Consider the following 21347-nt stretch of genomic DNA (forward strand, 5'->3'; position numbering starts at 1 on the left):
GCCGGTGGCATTTCGGGTTTTCTCCGTAGACTGACGGGCATGGCATGCCGCATCAGTGAGCTGATCCTCGACTGCGCCGACCCCGAGCGGCTCGCCGCGTTCTGGAGCGAGGTCCTCGGCTATGTCGAACTCGACCGGGAGGACGACGGAAGCATCGAGATCGGGCCGCCCGACGCCGGCTTCGGCGGTCCGCAGCCCACCCTCGTCCTCAGCCCCAGTAGCGACCCCCGGCCCGAGAAGCTCCGGCTGCACATCGACGTCAACGCCACCGACCGCGATCAGGACGCCGAGTTGGAGCGGCTGCTCGCGCTCGGCGCGAAGCCCGTCGACGTCGGTCAGACCGGCGCCGAGAACTGGCACGTCCTGGCCGACCCCGAAGGCAACGAGTTCTGCCTCCTGCGCCGCCGGCTCCAGCCCCTCTGACCGGCTTCTCTGACCGGCTTCGACAAAAACCAGTGGAGCGGCACCGCTCCGCGCCCTTACCTTGCTGCCGACCCAAGTCGTCCAGGCAAGGACGTGCCGTTGTACACCGTGTGAGACCTCCCAAGCGCTGATTTGTCGCGCGTCGTGCCTATGCGCCGCGCTCTTTTTTGCTGCGGATTTCTCACTGAAACCGGTGTACTTCTGTGCTCCATACCTGGGTGGTCATGCCCACCTGCCTGCCGCTCGTTCTCCGCCGTTGCCACGCGTGCGCGTCGGAGCGCTTCCGGGCAAGCGGCAAATTTCGCGTCAACGCCAACCACAAGCTCATCGACGCCTGGCTCCTCGTGCTCTGTACCGCTTGCGGGGAAACGGCGAAGCTCACGGTCCTGGAGCGGATGAATGTGCGTTCCGTACGGCCTGAGCTGCTGGACCGGCTGCATGACAACGACCTCGGTCTGACGGCCGAGTTGCTCCAGGACCCGGTGGTGCGGCGCCGTAATCGCATCGCCCTCGACTGGGCCAACGCCTGGCGCCTCGACACCGGCGGATCGGATCATCTGGACCGCGAGGTAATCGATGTATCGGTCCGCTTCGCGGCGCGGATTCCGGTCCGGCCGGTGCGGCTGATCGCCGAAGGCTGCGGCCTTTCACGGGCCGAGGTCGAGAGACTGGTCACGGAGGGCAAGCTCGTTTCGGCGGTCCGGCTGAGCGGCAAACTCACCGGCGACTTCACGTTCACGCTCAAGCGCTGAGCCCCCTCGGGACCAGGGCCTGTCCGGCACGACCCGCCGGACAGGCCCTGGTCCCGGAACGGACCGTCCGCCCTGCGCGCGTGCCCAGCGCGCCCGGGTTGTGACCGGACCGGACCGGACCGGTCCGGGCCCGGCACGGGGCTGTGCCATCGGCGCCGCCGCGTGCGTACGGTGAGGTAGGAGTAACCCTCGGCCGAGCCATCGTCCCAGGTGGTGGATGTGATCAGCGTCACTGCTCCCGGGCGCCCGTACGCGCCGCCCCGTCGTCCCATGCCGCCAACTCAACCGAAACGCGCCCAGGTCGGCCGCCGGGGCGTAACGCGCCGGCTCCCCCGCGTCGCCTCCCGTATCGCGCGGGTGGGCACCGTCACACGCCGAGGGATCCGCCCACGTGGAGCCGGTATGTAGCGTGCGCCCATGCACGCCACGGATGACTCGCCCACCCCGCATGACCACGTCCTCGGACAGCGCGCCGCCGGAGGCTGGATGTTCCTCCTCGAGGCAGCCCGCGACATGCGCACCACCGGGGCGCTCGCCCCCAGCGGCAGGGCGCTGGCCCACGCGTTGACCGCACCGGTGCGCTCACAGGCGGGGCGGCCGCTGAGCGTCCTGGAGGCCGGTGCCGGTACCGGGTCGGTCACCCGTTCCCTGATCCACCAGTTGCCGGCGGGCAGCCGCCTGGACATCGTCGAGGCCAACCCCCGCTTCACCGGCCGGCTGCGCGACCTCGTCCGCACCCACCCGCACCTGGCCGGACGGTCCGAGCGGATACGCGTGCACGAGGCGTACGTCGAGGAATTCGACGTACGCCGCCGTTACGACGCGATCATCTCGGCCCTGCCCTTCGCCAACTTCGATCCCCACCAGATCGAGGCGATCATGGGCCGGTATCTGGAGCTGCTGCGCCCAGGCGGCCTCCTGGCCTACTTCGCCTACCGCGGCACCCGGCAGGCCCGCAGCCTGCTGCCCTGCCGAAGCCAGGCGCGGCGGCACCGGGTCGCCGAAGAGGTGCTGGCCGACTACCGCCGCCGCTACGCCACCGGCCGCAGCACGGTCTGGGCCAACCTGCCCCCGGCCGACGTCTGGCACCTGCGCCGCCCCACGGGCAGCCTCCCGGCCGCGAGCCGGACATCCGCCGGAGCCGCAGTCGACTGGTGACCGTCAGCCTCCGCCGGACGGGTCCTAATCCCGGAACGAACCGTCCGCCCTACGCGCGTGCCTGGACAGCAGGTGTCCGCACTGCGGGCAGTGCCGCCTGAACCCCTTCTTGATCAGATAGCTGATGCCGATCGTCACCACATGCATCAGCCCCACCGCCGCGTTCTGGAACAGCCGCCCCAGCCACGACCTCGTACATGTCTCACAGTCCCGGCAACCGGCCGCCATGGCGTATCCCCCCAACTCGTCGCTGACCTGCCCCGCACCACCAGTGTGCGCAATGGGGAACGCCGCCGAGCCGCCAGCTGCCGTCCCTCCGAGGGTTGTGACCGGCCCAGATCGCGTCCAGCACAGGGCTGTGACATCGCGGCGGCGATATCGCACAGGCCATGACGTAGATCACAGAGAAAGGGTGACAGGGTGATGTCGCGGGCTGCTGCGAACGTCGGCGACATGACGATCACAGATGAGGACTGCCTCGCCGAAACCCTGTCCTTCAACGAGAAGTTCGAAGCCGACGCGGCGAGTCGGCCGGCCCGTGGGCCGGTGCCGAGCGCGGCCACGCTGGCGCTCCTGCGGCGTAACCGGCTCGGCGCCGACACCCCACCGGTGCGACTGGAGCACGGCCAGGACCGCGTCGTCGCGGGCGGGGTGAACGTACGGACGTTCGTGCCGGACCGTGTCGACGGCGTTTACCTGCACATCCACGGAGGCAGCTGGGCGTTCGGCTCCGCGGGCGGGCAGGACGAGAGGCTCTGGCGGCTTGCCGTGGAGGCCCGGCTGGCGGTGGTGAGTGTGGAGTACCGCCTGGCACCGGAGCATCCGTTCCCCGCCGGGCCCGACGACTGCGAGGCGGTCGCCCGGTGGCTGGTGGAGCACGCCGCAACCGAGTTCGGTACCGAGCGGCTGCTGATCGGCGGCGAATCGGCCGGTGCTCATCTCAGCGTCGTGACGCTGCTGCGCCTTCGTAACCGGCACGGCATCACCGGCGCGTTCCGGGCGGCACACCTGCTCTACGGACCCTACGACCTTTCGATGACGCCGAGCCTGCGGTTGTTCGGCTCCCGACCGCTGCTGAGCAACACCGATTCGCTGCGGGGCGCCTATGAGCTGTTCACGCCGGGGATGGGGGCGGAGCAGCGCCGGGACCCCGAGGTCTCCCCGCTGTTCGCGGACCTGGCAGGTATGCCGCCCGCCCGCATCGTCGTCGGGACCGAGGATCCGCTGCTGGACGACTCCCTGTTCCTGGCCCAGCGATGGCGGTCGGCGGGCGCTCCCGTACGGCTCGACGTCGTCGCCGGCGCGATGCACGGCTTCACCCTGTTCCCCCTCACCATCACCGAGCGGGAACAGCGGCGTGAGCGGGACTTCCTGGCCACCGCGTGCCGGTAGCGTCGGCCCCATGAACCGCACCGCCCGGCTGTACGCGCTGGTCGAGGAGTTGCGGGGGGGGGGGGGGGGGCCGCGGGCCGGGGGGGCCGGGGCGCCGCCCGCCCCGGCGGCGCGCCCCCCCCGCCCCCGCCGCTCGCGCCCCCCACCCCCCCCCCCCGCGTGTGTGGGGGGGGGGGTGGGGGGGGGGGGGGGGCCCGCGGGGGGGGCCGGGCGGGGGCGGGCCCCCCCCCCCCCGATTCGAGATCAGCACCCGCACGGTGCAGCGTGACCTCCAGACGTTGATGGAGACGGGCGTTCCGGTGCGCACCACACCCGGGCGGGGCGGGGGCTGGTCCATCTCTCCGGAGATGACCTTGCCCCCGATCCACTTCACGGCCGAAGAAGCCTCCGCGCTGACCGCCGCGCTCGCCGCTGTCGGCGCCGTCACCCCTTACGCGGACGCGGCCCGCACCGCGGCCCAGAAGCTCGCGGCCTCGATGACCGGCTCAGCCTCGACGGCGGCCCGCGAACTCGCCGCACGGATCGTCGCGCGGCCGACCCGGACCGACTCCGAGATCCGCACCGCCGTGGAACGGGCCCTCACCCACAACGTGGCGCTGCGGCTGTCCTACACCGACGCGGCCGGACGCGAAACCGACCGCGTCGTGGAACCGTCCGGACTGCTCACCGCCGAAGGCCGCTGGTACCTCATCGCCTGGTGCCGCACCCGCCGCGCCGGCCGAGGCTTCCGCCTGGACCGCATCACCGCGGCGACCCCCACCGACGAGCAGTCCCAGTCCCACAACCTGACCGAACTGCTCCTCGGCTCAACCGCCACCGACGCGGTCCGGCCCACCGCACTGGCTTCACTGGCCCCGCAAACCGACACGGAGTCCCCTTCGCGGAGACCGAACGCGTGATTCCCCGGCGGCCTTCGCCACCGACCACTACCTCTACTTCGTCCACACCTCCGGCGAAGGCAACCGCATCGCCCGTATGACGCTGGAGAACAACACCCTCAGCGGCTACAAGGTGCTGCTCCAGGGCATGGAGAGGAGCCGCTTCCACAACGGCGGACGGCTGCGCTTCGGCCCCGACGGCAAGCTGTACGCCTCCATGGGCGACGCCCAGACCGAGCCACGGGCCCAGGACCGCAACTCGCTCAACGGCAAGATCCTCCGCATCAACCCCGACGGCTCGATCCCGTCCGACAACCTCTTCGGCAACGCCGTCTGGTCACTGGGCCACCGCAATCCGCAGGGCCTGGACTTCGACTCCAAGGGCCGCCTGTGGGAGTCCGAGCCACGTAGCCGCTGGCCGCTGGCCGCTGAGGGTATTCAAGCGCCGGGTCCGGTGGCGCGGTTGCCACCGGACCTGGCGCGGCCTCGGCGTTCCGCCGTCGGGGCGGGCAGGGCGCGCAGGCGTTCGGTGTGCCGGGTCTGGAGCGCGGTGGTGGACCGCAGGAAATCCATGACCAGTTCCAACTGCTCCGCGCTGTATTCCGCGCCGAGTTCCCGCGCACCGTCCTCGATGAGCGGGGCGATGAGCTCGTAGCAGCGTCGGCTTCCCTCCGGTGTCACCCTGACCACGCTCTTGCGGCGGTCGACGGGGTGGGGGGCGCGGGTGAGCAGGTCGAGCTTCTCCAGTCGGTCGAGCATGGCGGTCACGCTGCCGGTGGTCAGTCCCAGCTGTCTGCTGAGTTCACGCGGAGAGAGCTCCTCGGCGTCGATCAGCAGTTCCAGGCACCGCAGGTCGGTCTCGTTCACGCCGAGGAGCCGGGCGGTCTCGCGATCGGAGTCATCGACCGCCGCCTGGTAGCCCTGAATGACTTTGCCCAGCTCAGCGAGGACCTGTTCCTTTTCGTTCGCCAATCGGGGTACCTCCTTGCCGATCAGATGGCTTGACAGTCGAGTCTCTTGATGTTCAAGGTATATCTGTCTTGGTATTCAAGATACATGGCTCTCATGGAAAGCGATCCTCATGCATGTCTTGATCATCGGCGGCGGCACCGGCGGGATGTGCCTGGCCCATGGCCTGAAGAAGGCCGGGGTCTCGGTGGCCGTGTACGAGCGCTACGGTTCCCGTCGCGACGGTCTCTACGGCTACCGGGTCGGCATCGACCCCACCGGCAGCCGGGCGCTGCACGAGTGCCTGCCACCCGAGCTCTTCGACACCTTCGTCGCCACCGCCGCCCGCGAGCCTCGCCACTTCAACGTGCTCACCCAGTCCCTGCGCACCACCGCCACGTTCCCACTGCCCTCGGCGCGCGACGCGGTCAACAGCGAGCGCTCCGTGTCCCGCGCGACCCTGCGCCAGGTGCTCTTCACCGGCATGGACGACGTCGTGCACTACGGCAAGGAGTTCACCCGCTACGAGCAGCACCCCGACGGCACGGTCTCCGCCCACTTCGGCGACGGCACGACCGCGACCGGCGACCTCCTGATCGCCGCCGACGGAACCCGCTCGGCCGTGCGCCGGCAGTTCCTGCCCCACGCCGAGATCAGGGACGCCGGCGTCACCGCCATCGCCACCAAGACCGCGCTCACGCCCGAGACCCGCGCGCTGCTGTCGGACGAGGCATTCAACGGCCTCTCCTTGATCTTCGGCACAAAGGGCATGATCGGCATGCTGCACGTCATGACGTTCAAGCGGGACGCTCAGGGCGGTTGGCCGGGGCCGGAGTTCGACACCACCCGCGACTACATCAACCTGTCCATCTGGAGCTCCCACGATCGCTTCCCCGAGGACACGCCCCGGCGGCGCGGACGCCAGCTCATCGCGACCGCCCTGGAAGCGGCCGCCAACTGGCATCCCAATCTGCGCCGGATCTTCGAGCTGTCGGACCCGGAGGCCGCGTTCCCGCTGAAGATCGCGACCTCGGTTCCCATCGACCCGTGGCCGACGACCAATATCACCCTTCTTGGCGACGCCATCCACACCATGACGCCCGGCCAGGGCGTCGGCGCCAACACCGCACTGCGCGACGCCACACTGCTGTGCCGCGAGCTGACCGCCGTCGCGGGCGGACGTAAGCGGCTGCTGGCCGCGATCGGCGACTACGAGGCCGAGATGATCCCCTACGGCTTCGCGCGCGTCGCCGAATCCCTCACCAGCAATGGCACCAGCGGCGACGACCCGCTCTTCCGCCCCGTCACCGGCCGCCTCACGCTCTTCGCCGCCCGCAGCTACTTCGCCGCGACCAGCAGGGTCCCCGCCCTGCGCCGCAAGTTCCTGGCCGACCTCTCCGCCTCCCGCGACGAGGACTTGGCCAGGCCCTGATCACTCGGCGAGGGGTTCGCGGGTCACTCGGCGCCCCCTTCACCTTGGCGCGCTCGCACGCACCATGAGGGTGCCGACGTCTTCCGGGTTCGGCGCGGGGAGCACTCGAGCATCGATGTCGACGAATCCCGTGCGCTTCAGCAGGTCGGCCCACCACTCGGGCGCGTATGACCAGCGCAGAAGGGTGAGCTTGCGGCCCGCGAGTCCGTTTCCGTACATCGCCTGCGCTCCGTAGTGCCCCTCGATGGGCTCGGCCTGCGAGAAGGCCAGGGTGCCGCCGGGGTTGACGCGTTCGAGGATCAGCGGGATCAGGGCGTCGGGGTCGGTGAACCAGACGGCTCCCCAGATGGAGAACACCGCGTCGTACATGGCGTCGGTGTCGGCCAAGTAGGCGCACGCCTCGGCCTGGACGAAGGTCAGCCGGGACGTGCCCTCCCACCATCGGCGGGCGCGGGCGACCTGCGCGGCGGAGAAGTCCACGGCGGTCACCTCGACGCCGGTACGAGCGAGGTATACGGCTTCCTTGCCCTCGGCGCAGCCCAGCTCCAGCGCGGTACGCGGGCTGCCCAGGAACTCCTCGCCGGGGCCGTGCCCGTCGTACTGGGTCCATGCGAAGGTCTCGACGTCAGGCGTCGGCTGCTCGCCCTCCTCGCGGTACGGCTTGTAGGTGTCCCAGTACTCCGGCAAGGTGGTCGACTCGCGCGGCATGGGCGTCCTCCGGGGTGTCCGACAGGCAGGACACCGTACCCACGCCTCTCGTCCGTCACAGCGGGATCGCGTCACCTTCTCCGCCGATGTCGGCGGGGATGATGTTGTCCGGTCGGTCGAGCCATACCCGTTGACCGGCGGAGGTGACGGTGAGTCCGAACCGTGTGCGCGTCGGCCGCCCGGCCCGTGACCACCAGGCGTGAGCTGCCTCCAGTTCGTTCCAGAGCAGCCGTGGGCCGTGCTGCCGCACCTCGTAGTCGGTCGCGTCCGGCTCGTAGTCGACGGACGCCCATGAGCCGGAGGCCGAGTCGGCGAGCCAGAGGGTCCACTCACCGTCGGGGCCAGGGCCCACCGCCGACCGGCAGCGCGGGACCAGGACTCCGGCGGCGAACCACGCGTCGTCGTCACCGAGGAAGCTGGGGTCGAGGCGAGTGCCGCCGATGTCGGGCTCACCTCGGACCATGGCCATGACGTCGCGTTCGGGTGTCTGCGCCCGCAGCCACATGAACGCGCTGTCGCCGACGACCGGGCCGGACGCCACGGGGCCGTCGGGGCCATGCTCGACGGTGAGCCGTATCAGTACGCCATTGCGCAGCGCGGTACCCCAGGGGAAGACGACGAGCCCCCCGGGCGCGGTCTGCTCGATCCACGCGCGGGGCACGTCGTGTACCGCGCAAGTGGCGATGACCCGGTCGTACGGCGAGTCCGTGGGACACCCTCCGGCACCATCTCCGGTGAGCACCGTGGGCCGGTAGCCCGCGCTCTTCAGTGCGGCGCGCGCCCTGTCGGCGAGAGCGGGATCGACCTCCATGGTGGTCACCTGCTCGCTGCCGAGCCTGGCGGACAGAAGCGCGGCGTTGTATCCGGTGCCCGCACCGATCTCAAGTACGCGTTGCCCGTCGCGGACATCGAGGGCCCGGAGCATGGTGGCGACGACACTCGGCATGCTCGCCGAGCTGGACGGGGTGCGCGCCGACGCGGCGCCGGGCGGGTCCTCGATCTGGGTGACGACAGCCTCGTCGCTGTAGGCCAGCTCCCGCCAGCGATCCGCTTCGACGGCGCGGTCGACGGACTCGTACCCGTCGGCCGCGCGGACCCAGACGCGATCGGGGAGGAATACGGCGCGGTCGACGCGGGTGAAGGCGTCGCGCCATGCGGCGGGGAGGTGGCCGTCCTCCACGAGCCGCTGGGCGAGGACGGCTGTGCCGTCGAGGGTCATCGCTTCGGGGTTTCCGGCCGCTTCGGGTCGGGCGGTGGGATGGGTTTGTCGGGCTTGTGCCCGTCGCTTTCTGCCGGGTCCGGCTTGCCTCCGTGCTGCCCCATCTGGTGTGCCTCCCTGTGGTCGATGGACAGTGGTCCCATGGTGAGGTGGAATCAGGCTGTCTGGCAGGGCGTACGGGTGCACTCACCGCTGCGGGGACGCGTTCGAGTTCCTCGGTGACCACGCCCGCGCTGGGTGGCCGTCGGCCACCTTTGTCCCCTTCAGATGGCCGGGTCGCGGAGCTCGAACCAGATGTGCTTGCCGGTGGGGCGCAGCCCGTTCTCCCAGGTGACGCCCCAGGCGTAGGCCAGCTCCCGCATCAGGAACAGCCCGCGTCCACCCTCCTCGTCGGGCGCCGCGTCGCGGGGGTACGGGTGACGGTCCGGCCGGCCGATCCGGCCGCCAATTCCGCGAGTACTCCACACACTCCGACACGTCTCCGTCGGCGCTGCAACCGTGGCATGACTGACACTCCATGTGTCAAAATCGTAAGGTTGTAGGCACAGTCGGTGACGATGAGGTGATGGAGGCCGTTGATGGCTCGTATCTGGGAGGCTGACCCGTCGGCGTTATTCGTCAGACGTCTGGGAAAGTCGGCGGCAGAGCTTGGCAACTCTGATGACGAAGAAAAGTGCCCAGATATGTGGCAGTTGGACAATGGTGACATCGCCGTAATTGGCCGCGACCTCACTGCCAGCTATGCTTCACGTTTGCCGAGTGGCGTGTCCATCGGGGCCGACGAGCGGCTGGTTGTGATTCCCGGTAACATGCTCTGCGCAGCAAAGGCAGATATTCCCGATGCTTGACCTTCGTGCCCCAGGGCTCCCGGCAGACCAAGGCGAACCACTCGATGACGATGCCTATGTCAGTGACTTCCGGGCGCGACGCAAGGCTATCCGTAATGGCGAGTCCTGGAAGTTGGAACGGCTACAGCATTTCGAAGAAGAGAACAGCCCCGCCCGGGACGCGCTGCGCCGAGGCGACTGGGGCGAAGTGCTCCGACTCTTCGAGGCGAGGCGTGCGGTCGCGCACAAGGCTGCTGATGATGACCGACGAAACGGCTCCCCGTTCCATCGCTTGCGCGTGGTGGAAGAGCCACTGACGCCGTACATGCAATGGGAGCTGCACTCGCTCCACGTCCGTGCGGAGGTCGGACACCCAATCCGAGTGCTGCCCGCGAAGGAAGTCGTCGCTGCCGAGGCCGATCGCCTTCTGCCCGAGATTGTCATCCTCGACAATCTGACCCTCTATGAGATTCTTTACACCGAGACCGGGGTCTTCGAGAGTGCGCGTCGTTTCACCGATCCCGAGATCGTAAAACCTTGGGTGGCCTACGTTAAGCAGGGTTACGCGATAGCGGAGGACATCAGGAGTTATTTCGAGCGTGCGGTGGTACATCTTCCACCGCCCCCGGCAGCATGAGCGGAGCGGATGCTGACGCCCCCCGAGACGAGGGCAGTCGCCCACAGGACTCTCAGAATGACCTGTCAGGGTCATCTCGGGATGTCGTGCAGGCAGGTAACGTCTCGGGAGGCATCAACTTTTACCAGGGAGCGCGGCGTGAACGGGCTGGTCCGATTCCGCGACAGCTTCCCGCTGATGTTTACGCCTTCGTCAACCGCACCGACGAACTGCGTCAGCTCGATGAGATCCTGACCGGCCAGAGCGGTGACCGCCTGGTTGTCTCGATCCATGTGGTGGCGGGTACGGCAGGTGCGGGGAAGACCTCGCTGGTGCTGCACTGGGCCCATCAAGTGAAGGACCGCTTTCCCGATGGCCAGCTCTTCGTCAATCTGCGGGGCTACGACCCGGGTGAACCCGTCACCGCAGACCAGGCGCTACGCCGATTCCTACGCGCGCTTGGCGTGCCTGCTGACCAGATTTCCCAGGATGTCGATGATGCCGCCGCTTTGTATCGATCCCTGCTTGCCGATCGACGCGTCCTGATCCTGCTCGACAACGCTGCCACGGTCAGCCAGGTGCGGCCGCTCCTCCCTGGTAGTGGTAACAGCCTGGTAGTGGTGACCAGCCGTAACCGGCTGGCCGGTCTTACCGTACGAGACGGGGCCCGCCGTCTGACGCTCGGAACGCTTCCCGAGCCTGAGGCGATTGCCTTACTGCGTGCGGTCACCAGCGGCTATCGGCCCGGGGACGATGGGGAAAAGCTGACTGAACTGGCCCGTCTGTGCGCTTGGCTGCCACTCGCCTTGCGTATCGCAGCAGAGCGCGCTGCCAGTCATCCTCATATGAGGATCGACGATCTCATCTCTGACTTGCGGGACGAGTCGGCGCTGTGGGACGCGCTCAGTACCGGGATCGATGAGGAAGCAGAAGCGGTCCATTCGGTCTTCGCCTGGTCCTATCGTGCCTTGCCGGCATCCTCCGCGCGGCTCTTCCGCCTGCTGGGGATTCATCCGGGCTCCGAGTTCAGTCTCCACGCGGCTGCCGCCCTCTGTGAGTTCAGCCTCGGCCGGACGAGGCAGCTCCTGGACGATCTCGTGAGCTCGCACCTGCTTGAACAGATCGCACCGGACCGATTCCAGTTCCACGACTTACTGCGTGCCTTCGCTACCGGCCAAGCGCAGAGCGATGAATCACCGGAGCAACGGAACGCGGCCCTGCACCGTGTGCTGGACTGGTATCTGCATACTGCTGACGCGGCGCAGAGTTGGCTCAGACCTTCCGAGCAGCACTCCCCCCTGGCGGCATCGACAGCTTCCGTGCCTCCTCTGGTCTTCGCCGATTACGACGCGGCGGTGAACTGGACGGAGCGCGAACACACGACTCTGCTGCGTTTGGTTCCGGCCGCCGTATCGGCCGGGATCGATACTCTCGCCTGGCGCCTGGCCGAGGTGCTGTGGATTGCCCGCTATCCATCAGCGCCAGGCAGTGACTGGATCGACCCGATGCGTGCCGGTCTCATGGCAGCCGAACGGGCGAATGAACCGGGTGCCCAAATCCGATTGCTCAACTACCTCGGCATGGCCTACCGGAAATACCGCCGCCTCGACGAGGGCATGGAATCTCACCGACGAGCCAGGGAACTCGCGCACAGGACAGCCATGCCCCTCGAAGAGGCGCGCTCGCTGAATCTCATCGGCCTGATCCACCTTGAGAGCCGCCAATTCGACCCGGCTGCCGCTCACTTCGAACGTGCCGCTGCGATCTTCCGTGACGCGGATGAACCCCGCAGAGCGGCCATGGCCCTGTCCAACATCGCCAGCACCCGTCTCGACGCGGGCCGCCTGCCTGAGGCCGAGGAGGCCGCCCAACAAGCGCTCGCCGCCCACCGAGCCCTGAACAACGAAAGAAGCGTGGGCAATGCCTTGCATATCGTCGCCGAGCTCCGCCGCGAGCAAGGCGAGCTCGCGGCAGCACGACGTGCGATCGACGAAGCCCTCGACATCGCGCTCAGCCTCAGGAGTCACGTCCTGGAGGGCTTTTGGTTGCTCACTCTGGGCGACATCCAGCGTGCAGCTGGACAATACGGCGACGCGCTGACCTCGTACCAGCGGTCCGCCAAGCTCCATTTGCGTCTCGGCGACCGCAGCCGAGAAGCCCTGGCTTGGCGGGGCACTGGCAGGACCTATGCGGCAATGGAGCGTTACGACGAGGCCGCCGCGTTCCATCGCCGGGCCGCCGTCGTGCACGGTCAGCTCGGCGATGCCTGGCAGCACGCCTTGGAGCTCGACCACTTGGCCGCCGCCGTGGCTATGGAGGACCCCCAAGCGGCCCGCGTCCACTGGGCCGAGGCCCTGTCCCGTGTGGGGACGTACACCGACCCCCGAGCCGTGGCCGTGCGGTCTCGCATCGAGGGGCGTCTGGCCGACCCTCCCGCGTAGCTACCGTCATTCGGTGGCTGGGCCGCGCAGCTCGAACCAGATGTGCTTGCCGGTGGGGCGCAGCCCGTTCTCCCAGGTGACGCCCCAGGCGTAGGCCAGCTCCCGCATCAGGAACAGCCCGCGTCCACCCTCCTCGTCGGGCGCCGCGTCGCGGGGGTACGGGTGGCGTTCCGGCGAGCCGTCGCGTACGGCGATCGTCGCGATGCGGTCGCGGACGAGGGTGTCGATGTGGATCAGCTGGGTGTCGGTGTGCTGATTGACGTTCGTCACGGCCTCGGAGACCAGGAGTTTCGCCGTGTCTGCGAGGTCGTGCAGGTCGTTGGCCTGGAGCAGGGCGGCGATCGCGTCGCGGCAGACCCTGGGGCTCTTGGGGGAGTTGGGGGCGCTGAGGCGGTAGGCGCAGGCGGGTTCGGCGACTTCGGGCATGGCGGTGCTCCCAACGCGGTGCGTGATTGGTTCGATGCGTTGCGCTACCAGGACCATACGGTATTCGGATGCAGCTATGCAGCGGTGTAGCTGAATTCATGCATCCGATCGGGGATTCGAGTAGTGTCGCAGACGCACTGTGCGACGAAGTGGGCAAGGGGAGGGTGTGCACATGCCGCAGAAGGCAGCCCCAACCGCGCGACAGCGCCGCGTTGGCGTGGAGTTGCGCAAGATGCGTGAGCACACCGGGATGACGGTGGCCCACGCGGCTCAACAGCTGGGTGCCGAGGGTGCACGGGTCAGCAACATGGAGTCGGGGCGCCTGGGCGTGAGCGAGGAACGCGTCAGGATGCTGGCCGCCGTCTACTCATGCGGCGACCAGGCGTATGTTGACGCTCTCGCGGCCATGGCCACCGAGCGCGGCCGAGGCTGGTGGGATGAGTACCAGGGCAAGATGGCTGCCAGCGCCCTTGACCTGGCCGAGCTCGAATTCCGAGCCGTGAGTTTGCGCGCCGTGCAGATCATGCACATCCCGGGCCTGCTGCAGACTGAGGACTACGCGAAGGCCGTGTTCTCGATCGCCGAGCCGGAGCCCACCCCCGCGCAACTTCGGGTCAGCCTGTCTTTCCGGTTGCGCCGTCGCGATGTCCTGGATCGGGACGATCCCCCGCCGTGCACCTTCCTGATTCACGAAGCTGCGCTGAGGATGGAGTTCGGTGGGGCCAAGGTGGCCCGTGCTCAGCTGGAGCGTGTCCTTGAGGCATCGGAGCGGGACAATGTCACGGTGCGAGCCATCCCCTTCTCCGCTGGAGGGTTTCCCAACGCCGGGGTCTCGGCTGCCTATGTGCGTGGGGCGGTCCCGCAATTGGATACGGTGCAGCTCGACGCGCCCACCGGTGTGATGTTCCTTGACGGAGAGACCCCCCTCGCCAACTATCGGCGGATTCTCGATCGGGCAGAAGAGCTGTCCCTCACACCCGAAGACACGCGCGATTTCATTCAGGCCATCGCGCCCTGACTCTGAAGGCATGGAGATGTCCCACATACAGTGGCGGAAGTCCTCCTACTCGGCGGACGCCCCGGACAACGCCTGCGTGGAGCTGGCCCACGCTCCCGACGCCGCGATCCTCCTGCGGGAGGGCGACGAACCCGGGACCGTGATCGCAACCACCCCCGCCGCCCTCCGGGCGCTTACCCGGGCCGTCCGGGCCGGGCGGTTCGATCAGCTGTCCCACTAGGGGACAATGGGCGCCATGAGTCTGTTCCGCGACGACGGCATCGTGCTGCGCACCCAGAAGCTGGGTGAGGCGGACCGGATCATCACCCTGCTCACCCGTAACAACGGCCGCGTCCGCGCCGTCGCGCGGGGCGTGCGGCGGACGAAGTCGAAGTTCGGGGCGCGGCTCGAACCGTTCAGCCACGTTGACGTGCAGTTCTTCTCGCGCGGCGGCGGCGAGCTGATCGGGCGCGGGCTGCCGCTCTGCACGCAGAGTGAAACCATCGCTCCGTACGGTGGGTCGATCGTCACCGACTACGCCCGCTACACCGCCGGTACGGCCATGCTGGAGACGGCCGAACGGTTCACCGACCACGAGGGCGAGCCCGCCGTACAGCAGTATCTGCTGCTCGTCGGCGCGCTGCGCACTCTCGCCGCCGGGGATCATGAGCCGCATCTCATCCTGGACGCGTTTCTGCTCCGTTCCCTCGCCGTGAACGGCTACGCACCGAGTTTCGACAACTGCGCCAAGTGCGGGATGCCCGGTCCGAACCGGTTCTTCTCGGTCGGTGCGGGCGGGGTCATCTGCGGAGAGTGCCGGGTGCCCGGAAGCGTCGTACCCTCGGCGGAGTCGCTGACGCTGCTGGGCGCGCTGCTGACCGGGGACTGGGAGACGGCGGACGCGTGCGAGTCGCGGCATGCCCGGGAGGGCAGCGGGCTCGTGGCGGCGTATTTGCACTGGCACCTGGAGCGGGGACTTCGGTCGCTGCGGTACGTAGAGAAGTAGCAGCAGAAGCAGTAGCACAGAGAGCAAGAGCTGAGGGAGACGTGGCAGGCATGGCAGGACGCGGGTTTCTGGGCCGACAGCGGCGCGAGTACCGGACCCCGGAACCGCACCCGTCCGGCGCCCGGCCGCCGAAGATCCCCGGTGAGCTGGTGCCGAACCATGTGGCGTGCGTGATGGACGGGAACGGCCGCTGGGCCAAGGAGCGCGGGCTGCCGCGCACCGAGGGGCACAAGGTCGGCGAGGCCGTCGTGATGGACGTGCTCAAGGGCTGCCTCGAGATGGGGGTCAAGAACCTCTCCCTCTACGCCTTCTCGACTGAGAACTGGAAGCGCTCGCCCGACGAGGTGCGCTTCCTGATGAACTTCAACCGCGATGTCATCCGCCGCCGCCGCGACGAGATGGACGCGATGGGCGTCCGGATCCGCTGGGCGGGCCGGATGCCGAAGCTGTGGAAGTCGGTGGCGCAGGAGCTCCAGGTCGCCCAGGAGCAGACCAAGGGCAACGACGCCATGACGATGTACTTCTGCATGAACTACGGCGGCCGTGCGGAGATCGCGGACGCGGCGAAGGCGCTGGCGGAGGACGTTCGGGCGGGTCGCCTCGATCCGTCGAAGGTGAACGAGAAGACGTTCGCGAAGTACCTCTACTACCCGGACATGCCGGATGTGGATCTCTTCCTGCGCCCGTCCGGCGAGCAGCGGACGTCCAACTACCTGATCTGGCAGAGCGCGTACGCCGAGATGGTCTACCAGGACGTGCTGTGGCCGGACTTCGACCGCCGCGACCTGTGGCGGGCATGCCTGGAGTACGCGTCGCGGGACCGCCGCTTCGGCGGGGCGATCCCGAACGAGGATCAGTTGAAGAAGGACACCCAGAAGGACTCACAGAAGGACTCCCCGAAGGACTCCGAGAGGGACTCCCACTCCGCGTGAGCGGGAGGAGCGCGGTCCGGACGCGCCCCTCTTACTCGCCTGTGCTCGGCCTTACTCCGCCGCCACGATGCGCTCCACCGCGGCGGCCACCAGCTGATCCCGCTCCGCCTCCGTGAAGACGTCCGGCAGGGTGAGCTGCTCGACGATCAGCCAGTTCAGCGCCAGCACGAGCAGCTTGACGGCCGTGGCGTCGCCAGGGAGCCCCGACTCCTCGTGGTACGCGACGTTGGCGTCGAGGTCGGCCCGGACCCGCTCGGTGAGGACCTTGCGCAGTTCGGGCCGGCGGGTGGCCTCGAGGCGGAGTTCCAGCAGGGCCAGATAGCCGGTGCGGAATGAGGCGACGCGGCTGACGAGCTCACGCATCAGCTCCGCGTAGGTCTCCCGGTCGCGGCCCGCCGCCCGCTGGCGGGCGATCGTGGCCTCGTCGGGCTGGAGCCGCTCGTAGACGCGGGCGCCGGCCTGGGTGAGTACGTCGTCGCGGCTGCCGAAGTAGTTGGACGCGGTCCCGGCGGGTACGGCGGCCTCGGCGTCCACCGCGCGGAAGGTCAGGCCGCGCGCTCCTTCCCTGGCCAGCACCTCGATCGCGGCGTCCACGAGGGCGGCCCGCCGCTGGTCGTTCCTTCTCACCATTGACACCACTCCAGCTGTAGTACTACGTTCCAACCACTACAGGCAGAGTACTACGTTTGGAGCGGCTAGAGATGCGAAAGCTCGTGTACTACGTCGCCGTCACGCTCGATGGCCGCATCGCGGGCCCCGGCGGCGAGTACGACTTCTTCCCCGGCGGCGACGAACAGCAGTCCGCCGCCTACTCGAACTGGACCAACACGCTGTTCCCCGAGACGGTCCCGACCGCCTACCGCGCGGCGATCGGCCTGGCCGACGCGCCGAACCGGCACTTCGACACCGTGGTCATGGGCCTCGGCGCGTACCGCCCCGCCCTCGACGCGGGGATCGCCAGCCCGTACGCCCATCTGCGCCAGTACGTGGTGTCCAGCACCCTCGAGCCCGACACCGACCCGGCCGTCACCGTCGTCCCGGGCGACCCGCTCGCCCTCGTACGCGAGCTCAAGCGGGAGGACGGCGCGGGGCTGGACGTATGGCTCTGCGGCGGGGGCAAGCTCGCGGGCGCCGTGCTGCCGGAGCTCGACGAACTGGTGATCAAGAACTACCCCGTTGTCGCGGGGGCCGGGATCCCGGCCTTCGACGGCGCCTTCGATCCCACCGTCTTCGACGTCGCCGAGCGCACGGCCTTCCCCAACGGCGTCACCCTCACCCACCTCACCCGTCGCTGACTCCGTTGTCTGGTTGGGCTCCGGGCGACACCCTCAACGCTCATTGCCCGCCCGCAGCCACGCGATGTACTCGGCGACCGCGCGCTCGGTGTCATAGGCGGGCTCGTAGCCGGTGTCCTGCCGGATGCGGGTGATGTCGAGGTGGCGCGGCGGGGTGGTCCCGCCGGTGGGGAGGTCGACCCGGGCGTCGGGGACGACCTTCTTGATGGCGGCGATGATCTCGGCGTTGCTCGTGGCACGGCCGGAGGCCACGTTGTAGGTGCGGTGGTTGAGGCGGTCCGCGAGCTGGAGGAGCGCGATGGCCCGGCCCGCGTCCTTCGCGTAGCACAGGTCGAGCGAGTCCTCCGCGTACGCGGGCCCCGGAAGGGGGGAGAGGTCCGGCTCGGTGCCGCGCACGGCGGCGTGGACGAGTTCGGGGGCGGCGAAGAACAGCGGGCCGTGTGGCTCGAGCGGCCCCCAGATCCCGGAGATGCGGTAGTTGATGATCTCGATGCCGGTGGCGTCGGCCAGGTGGTCGTTGAGGAGCTCGCCGATCTTCTTGAAGGTCGGGATGAGGTGCCCCGAGCTCAGCGACACGGGCATGTCCTCGGTGAGCGCGTCCTCCGTTCCGCCGCCGTAGACACCGATCGTGCTCGCGACGCCCACCCGCCGCACACCCCAGTCCCGCGCGGCCTGGAGGACGTTGAGCAGGCCGCCGATCGCCTTTCGTGTCGCCTCGATGGGTTGCTCGGGGTCCGGCGGCCAGGGCATGGACCCCGCGAGGTGCACAATGCCGGTGATCTTGTGGCGCGTGCCGACGTCGAGCAACGCGCTCAGATCGGTGATGTCGGCCCGCTCCACCGCGACCGGCGCGTCGAAACGCCCGACCGGCGGCTCGGTGGAGCTGCGCTGGACCAGCACACACTCCTCGCCCGCGTCCAGAAGGGCCTGCACGGTGTGGGAGCCGATGAAGCCCAGCCCTCCGGTGACCAGAATCATTGCCGAACTCTCCTCGCGGCATGGTGGTGGCTCCGCCGAAAGCGGATCGTCGTTCCGATTAATATACGGATCGACGTTCCGTTTCGTCAACGGCCCTCGGGGCCGGAGTCAGGCGATGATCGGGTGGCGAGAACCGCCGATAACGGCAAGGGGGGCGCCTGGCCGGCGGGAGGTAACGATCACTCCGCCGATCTGGGCTTTTTGCGCTGGTTGGCGTTGAAGCGCGCCTTCTTCTGGCGATTCCCGCACGTGTTCATGTCGCACCATCTGCGGCTGCGGCTTTGGCTGGTGTCGAAGAAGGCGGCTTGGCAGGTCGGTGACGCACACAAGGCCAATTTTCCGTCTCGTTCGCCCGCGATGATGCTGATCGCGTCGGCGGCGATCACGCCGAGCGCGTCTTCCACGCAGGAAGCCGAGCTGAGCCGCCATCGCCGCTTGCCCTCGGGCGTCAGGATCGCCGCGGCCCGACCCTGAGCGCTGCGGTCATTGATGACTTGGACAGCGGACGCGGGCAGAGCGTCCTGGAGCGCGGCCGCTGTCGCGGCGGCGTGAATCGACTCCCTCAGTTCCCGGGCGAGGTCGAGCTGGGCAGTGGTGCAGGAGTCCACGGCGAGGCCGTTCACCGCCAGCCAGTCGACGAGTCGCCGCGGCGTGGGAATGCGCTCCACGGCGTTGCCGTGACGCTCCGACAGAGTCCCCGTGAAGCTGGTCGCCAGCACGGTACCGAGGCGGAAGTCAGGAAAGCCGGCGCGCATGGAACCACCTTAGCTGGTTGCACGCTGGCGCGAAGGCATGCTAGAACCGCCTTAGCCGGTTCGCGATAGGCCGTAGCCGGTGCCGCGATGGCCAGGAGGTCTCATGCCCCGTCCAGCCAGCGACGTGCGAGCATTTGAAGCCCACACGACTGACGCCGACCTCGACGATCTGCGCGCGCGACTGGCCGCGGCGCGGCTGCCGGAGGCCGAGACGGTCCATCGCGCCGAGCCCGACCCTCGCCGATGGGAACAGGGCGTTCCGCTCGCCGACCTCGTCGATGTCGTGAACTACTGGCGCACCGGGTACGACTGGCGGTCGTTCGAAGAGCGCCTTAACCGGATCGGCCAGTTCCGCACGACCATTGATGATCTGGGAATCCACTTCCTGCACCGCCGATCCGCGCGTGCGGACGCCACTCCTCTGATCTTGACGCACGGCTGGCCGGACAGCATTGCTCGGTTCATCGATGTAGTGGACGAACTGGCAGATCCGAAAAACGCGGACGCGCCGGCGTTCCACGTCGTGGTCCCGTCGCTACCGGGCTTTGGCTACAGCGACAAGCCGGCCACCACCGGGTGGGGAACCGAAAGGATCGCAGCCGCATGGGTGGAACTGATGGGAAGGCTCGGCTACGGCGAGTTCGTAGCCCACGGCGGCGACTGGGGCGGCAATATCACCACGGTTCTCGGCGGCAGGTTCCCGGCACACGTTCTCGGCATCCACACAACGTTCGCGGAGGGACCGCCCGGGTTGACAACGGACGGGCTGACGGCAGTCGAACGGAAGTGGGCCGAGGAAACCCGCGATTTCTGGCGCCATCGCGCGGCGTACGCGAAGCAGCAGGCGACCCGACCGCAGACCATCGGCTACTCGCTCGTCGACTCACCGGTCGGGCTTCTCGCCTGGATCCTCGACAAGTTCGCCGAATGGTCAGACACCGAGGACAGCCCGTTCGAGACGATTTCCAGAGACAGAATTCTTGACGACGTCACCCTGTATTGGCTGACGCGGACCGGTGCATCGGCGGCCCGCATCTACTACGAAAGCCATAATTCGCTGGACCCGGAACTTCGGGTCGATGTCCCGTCGGCAATCACTGCGTATCCCCGCGACGTCGAGAAGTGTCCGCGCCCCTGGGCACGGGAGCGGTACCGGCAGATCGTCCGATGGGGGGAGCCCGAAAACGGGGGACATTTCCCGTCGCTGGAGGTTCCCGAGTATTTCGTCAAAGATCTGCAAGAGGGCCTCGCGGCAGTGCTGGCCGCCCATCGGTGAACGCGGCTAAGCGCTCCGCGGGAAGTGCCGCGATGGGTCGTCGGCCGACTGCGGCGCCGTCGTGGCTGGTCGCGCAGTTCCCCGCGCCCCTTGGGGGCGCTGCCCGAACCGTAGCGAACTTCCTCCGACCTGCTGAGGTGACCCGGTACTCGATCACCGCCTGGTGATGGAGTCCGGAGCGCCGGTGATCGGCGGCGGCTTATGCTGGGGCGCGTGACACCGAAGGGCGAGCACGCGTGACACCGAAAAGCGAGCAGGGACAGGCGCTGCGGGCGGATGCGGCGCGGAATCGTGCTCGGGTGTTGCGGGTCGCCCGTGAGCGGCTGGCCGCCGGTGATGACTCGCTTCAGCTGAATGCCATCGCCCGGCTCGCCGGGGTGGGAGTGGGGACCGTCTATCGGCATTTCCCCAATCGCCACGCGCTGTGGGAGGCGCTGTCGACCGAGCGCTTTCAGGGGCTGGTCGACGAGGCCCAGGCCGCGGCCGCGGACGAGGACGCCCTCGCGGGGCTGCACCGCCTGCTGCGGTTTGCCCTCCTTGAGGCGTCAGACGACAGCGGCTTCGCCGCCGTTCTCGAATCGGCCAGCGATGCCGACGCGCAGACCGCGGAGCTGAAGGCCGAGCTCGACGGGGCCGTCGGGCGGTTGCTCGACCGTGCTCGCCGGGACGGGGCCATCCGGCGTGATGTCGAGGCCGACGATGTGCGCCGTCTGCTCTGCGGTATCGAGCACGCCCTGCGTTCCGGCGACAGCGACCCGAAGCGCGCCGAGGTCTACCTGGGTGTCCTCATCGAGGGCCTGCGTCCCCCGCGCTGACAGCGGCGGTTCAGGCCGTTCCAGCGGCACTCCACCACCAACCGGATAGATATCCGGTCGTGCTAGCGTGCCT

Annotated in this window: 25 protein-coding genes and 1 pseudogene; 17 read left to right on the forward strand and 9 right to left on the reverse strand. The window is 68.6% G+C overall.

The window, feature by feature from the left end; translation table 11 throughout:
- Positions 1 to 39: 39 nt before the first annotated feature.
- The 3 genes from ACFXB5_RS31455 (at position 40) to ACFXB5_RS31465 (ending at position 2333) form a co-directional block, all read left to right on the forward strand.
- On the forward strand, positions 40 to 423 hold the full coding sequence (locus ACFXB5_RS31455) for a VOC family protein (protein ID WP_385214099.1): 384 nt from the start codon (positions 40 to 42) through the stop codon (positions 421 to 423).
- A gap of 203 nt (positions 424 to 626) precedes the next feature.
- Positions 627 to 1175: a DUF1062 domain-containing protein gene (locus ACFXB5_RS31460; RefSeq protein WP_385214101.1), complete on the forward strand. Its 549-nt coding sequence runs from the start codon at positions 627 to 629 to the stop codon at positions 1173 to 1175.
- A gap of 417 nt (positions 1176 to 1592) precedes the next feature.
- Complete coding sequence (locus tag ACFXB5_RS31465; protein WP_385214102.1) at positions 1593 to 2333, forward strand: class I SAM-dependent methyltransferase; 741 nt, start codon at positions 1593 to 1595, stop codon at positions 2331 to 2333.
- Positions 2334 to 2357: 24 nt separating this feature from the next.
- Here ACFXB5_RS31465 and ACFXB5_RS31470 read toward each other — a convergent pair whose 3' ends face one another.
- The gene (locus ACFXB5_RS31470) at positions 2358 to 2561 is read right to left on the reverse strand and encodes a hypothetical protein (RefSeq protein ID WP_037946278.1); all 204 of its coding nucleotides are present in this window, start codon (positions 2559 to 2561) and stop codon (positions 2358 to 2360) included.
- Positions 2562 to 2786: 225 nt separating this feature from the next.
- On the opposite strand from ACFXB5_RS31470, the gene ACFXB5_RS31475 reads away from it, so the two are divergent.
- The 3 genes and pseudogenes from ACFXB5_RS31475 to ACFXB5_RS31485 all read left to right on the forward strand — a co-directional run.
- A complete protein-coding gene (locus tag ACFXB5_RS31475; RefSeq protein ID WP_385214105.1) occupies positions 2787 to 3725 on the forward strand; it encodes an alpha/beta hydrolase in 939 nt (312 codons plus the stop codon).
- 257 nt (positions 3726 to 3982) lie between these two features.
- Positions 3983 to 4624 carry a helix-turn-helix transcriptional regulator gene (locus tag ACFXB5_RS31480; protein ID WP_385214108.1) on the forward strand — a complete coding sequence of 214 codons (642 nt, stop codon included), beginning with the start codon at positions 3983 to 3985 and terminating at the stop codon, positions 4622 to 4624.
- Positions 4625 to 4637: 13 nt separating this feature from the next.
- Positions 4638 to 5006 (forward strand): annotated as a pseudogene (locus tag ACFXB5_RS31485) (PQQ-dependent sugar dehydrogenase); the annotation flags it as partial.
- Positions 5007 to 5041: 35 nt separating this feature from the next.
- On the opposite strand, the gene ACFXB5_RS31490 reads toward ACFXB5_RS31485, so the two are convergent.
- Entirely contained in the window at positions 5042 to 5575 is a 534-nt protein-coding gene (locus ACFXB5_RS31490) for a MarR family winged helix-turn-helix transcriptional regulator (protein WP_385214111.1), read from the reverse strand.
- A 109-nt stretch (positions 5576 to 5684) separates the two neighbouring features.
- Between ACFXB5_RS31490 and ACFXB5_RS31495 the strand changes: the two genes are divergently transcribed.
- Positions 5685 to 6983 (forward strand): FAD-dependent oxidoreductase, encoded by a 1299-nt coding sequence (locus ACFXB5_RS31495; RefSeq protein ID WP_385214113.1) that lies wholly within the window; start codon positions 5685 to 5687, stop codon positions 6981 to 6983.
- Positions 6984 to 7022: 39 nt separating this feature from the next.
- On the opposite strand, the gene ACFXB5_RS31500 is transcribed toward ACFXB5_RS31495, so the two are convergent.
- From ACFXB5_RS31500 to ACFXB5_RS31510, 3 genes are all read right to left on the reverse strand, one after another.
- The gene (locus ACFXB5_RS31500; RefSeq protein WP_385214116.1) at positions 7023 to 7691 is read right to left on the reverse strand and encodes a class I SAM-dependent methyltransferase; all 669 of its coding nucleotides are present in this window, start codon (positions 7689 to 7691) and stop codon (positions 7023 to 7025) included.
- Between the two features lie 55 nt (positions 7692 to 7746).
- A complete protein-coding gene (locus ACFXB5_RS31505) occupies positions 7747 to 8910 on the reverse strand; it encodes a methyltransferase domain-containing protein (protein WP_385214119.1) in 1164 nt (387 codons plus the stop codon).
- A 263-nt stretch (positions 8911 to 9173) separates the two neighbouring features.
- Positions 9174 to 9377 carry an ATP-binding protein gene (locus ACFXB5_RS31510; RefSeq protein WP_385214122.1) on the reverse strand — a complete coding sequence of 68 codons (204 nt, stop codon included), beginning with the start codon at positions 9375 to 9377 and terminating at the stop codon, positions 9174 to 9176.
- Positions 9378 to 9488: 111 nt separating this feature from the next.
- On the opposite strand from ACFXB5_RS31510, the gene ACFXB5_RS31515 reads away from it, so the two are divergent.
- The 3 genes from ACFXB5_RS31515 to ACFXB5_RS31525 all read left to right on the forward strand — a co-directional run bounded on the left by ACFXB5_RS31515 (position 9489) and on the right by ACFXB5_RS31525 (position 12794).
- Entirely contained in the window at positions 9489 to 9758 is a 270-nt protein-coding gene (locus ACFXB5_RS31515; RefSeq protein WP_385214125.1) for a hypothetical protein, read from the forward strand.
- On the forward strand, positions 9751 to 10374 hold the full coding sequence (locus ACFXB5_RS31520; protein WP_385214127.1) for a DUF6879 family protein: 624 nt from the start codon (positions 9751 to 9753) through the stop codon (positions 10372 to 10374). The genes ACFXB5_RS31515 and ACFXB5_RS31520 overlap by 8 nt, the downstream gene beginning before the upstream one ends.
- A gap of 86 nt (positions 10375 to 10460) precedes the next feature.
- Complete coding sequence (locus tag ACFXB5_RS31525; protein WP_385214129.1) at positions 10461 to 12794, forward strand: ATP-binding protein; 2334 nt, start codon at positions 10461 to 10463, stop codon at positions 12792 to 12794.
- A 6-nt stretch (positions 12795 to 12800) separates the two neighbouring features.
- Here the strand turns inward: ACFXB5_RS31525 and ACFXB5_RS31530 are convergent, their stop codons facing one another.
- The gene (locus ACFXB5_RS31530) at positions 12801 to 13220 is read right to left on the reverse strand and encodes an ATP-binding protein (protein WP_385214131.1); all 420 of its coding nucleotides are present in this window, start codon (positions 13218 to 13220) and stop codon (positions 12801 to 12803) included.
- Between the two features lie 172 nt (positions 13221 to 13392).
- Between ACFXB5_RS31530 and ACFXB5_RS31535 the strand changes: the two genes are divergently transcribed.
- Genes ACFXB5_RS31535 through ACFXB5_RS31550 form a run of 4 tightly spaced genes read left to right on the forward strand, consistent with a single transcriptional unit; the run spans position 13393 to position 16155 of the window.
- Positions 13393 to 14238, forward strand: coding sequence for a helix-turn-helix domain-containing protein (locus tag ACFXB5_RS31535; RefSeq protein ID WP_385214134.1), 846 nt, complete (start codon positions 13393 to 13395; stop codon positions 14236 to 14238).
- A gap of 16 nt (positions 14239 to 14254) precedes the next feature.
- Positions 14255 to 14458, forward strand: a complete 204-nt coding sequence (locus ACFXB5_RS31540) for a DUF397 domain-containing protein (RefSeq protein WP_385214137.1) — start codon at positions 14255 to 14257, stop codon at positions 14456 to 14458.
- 15 nt (positions 14459 to 14473) lie between these two features.
- Positions 14474 to 15223, forward strand: coding sequence for a DNA repair protein RecO (gene recO, locus ACFXB5_RS31545; RefSeq protein ID WP_201849716.1), 750 nt, complete (start codon positions 14474 to 14476; stop codon positions 15221 to 15223).
- A 50-nt stretch (positions 15224 to 15273) separates the two neighbouring features.
- Positions 15274 to 16155 carry an isoprenyl transferase gene (locus ACFXB5_RS31550; protein ID WP_385214140.1) on the forward strand — a complete coding sequence of 294 codons (882 nt, stop codon included), beginning with the start codon at positions 15274 to 15276 and terminating at the stop codon, positions 16153 to 16155.
- A gap of 51 nt (positions 16156 to 16206) precedes the next feature.
- Here ACFXB5_RS31550 and ACFXB5_RS31555 read toward each other — a convergent pair whose 3' ends face one another.
- Positions 16207 to 16785: a TetR/AcrR family transcriptional regulator gene (locus ACFXB5_RS31555; protein ID WP_201849718.1), complete on the reverse strand. Its 579-nt coding sequence runs from the start codon at positions 16783 to 16785 to the stop codon at positions 16207 to 16209.
- Between the two features lie 71 nt (positions 16786 to 16856).
- Here ACFXB5_RS31555 and ACFXB5_RS31560 point away from each other — a divergent pair, with 71 nt between their 5' ends.
- Positions 16857 to 17450: a dihydrofolate reductase family protein gene (locus tag ACFXB5_RS31560; protein ID WP_385214143.1), complete on the forward strand. Its 594-nt coding sequence runs from the start codon at positions 16857 to 16859 to the stop codon at positions 17448 to 17450.
- A gap of 33 nt (positions 17451 to 17483) precedes the next feature.
- Here ACFXB5_RS31560 and ACFXB5_RS31565 read toward each other — a convergent pair whose 3' ends face one another.
- Positions 17484 to 18428 (reverse strand): NAD-dependent epimerase/dehydratase family protein, encoded by a 945-nt coding sequence (locus ACFXB5_RS31565; protein WP_385214146.1) that lies wholly within the window; start codon positions 18426 to 18428, stop codon positions 17484 to 17486.
- A 179-nt stretch (positions 18429 to 18607) separates the two neighbouring features.
- Entirely contained in the window at positions 18608 to 19183 is a 576-nt protein-coding gene (locus tag ACFXB5_RS31570; RefSeq protein WP_385214148.1) for a CGNR zinc finger domain-containing protein, read from the reverse strand.
- 103 nt (positions 19184 to 19286) lie between these two features.
- Between ACFXB5_RS31570 and ACFXB5_RS31575 the strand changes: the two genes are divergently transcribed.
- Positions 19287 to 20459, forward strand: a complete 1173-nt coding sequence (locus ACFXB5_RS31575) for an epoxide hydrolase family protein (protein WP_385214151.1) — start codon at positions 19287 to 19289, stop codon at positions 20457 to 20459.
- 236 nt (positions 20460 to 20695) lie between these two features.
- Positions 20696 to 21274, forward strand: coding sequence for a TetR/AcrR family transcriptional regulator (locus ACFXB5_RS31580; protein WP_385214153.1), 579 nt, complete (start codon positions 20696 to 20698; stop codon positions 21272 to 21274).
- Positions 21275 to 21347: the final 73 nt, after the last annotated feature.

The sequence above is a fragment of the Streptomyces sp. NPDC059455 genome (assembly GCF_042750115.1).
Classification (GTDB): Bacteria; Actinomycetota; Actinomycetes; order Streptomycetales; family Streptomycetaceae; genus Streptomyces; species Streptomyces endocoffeicus.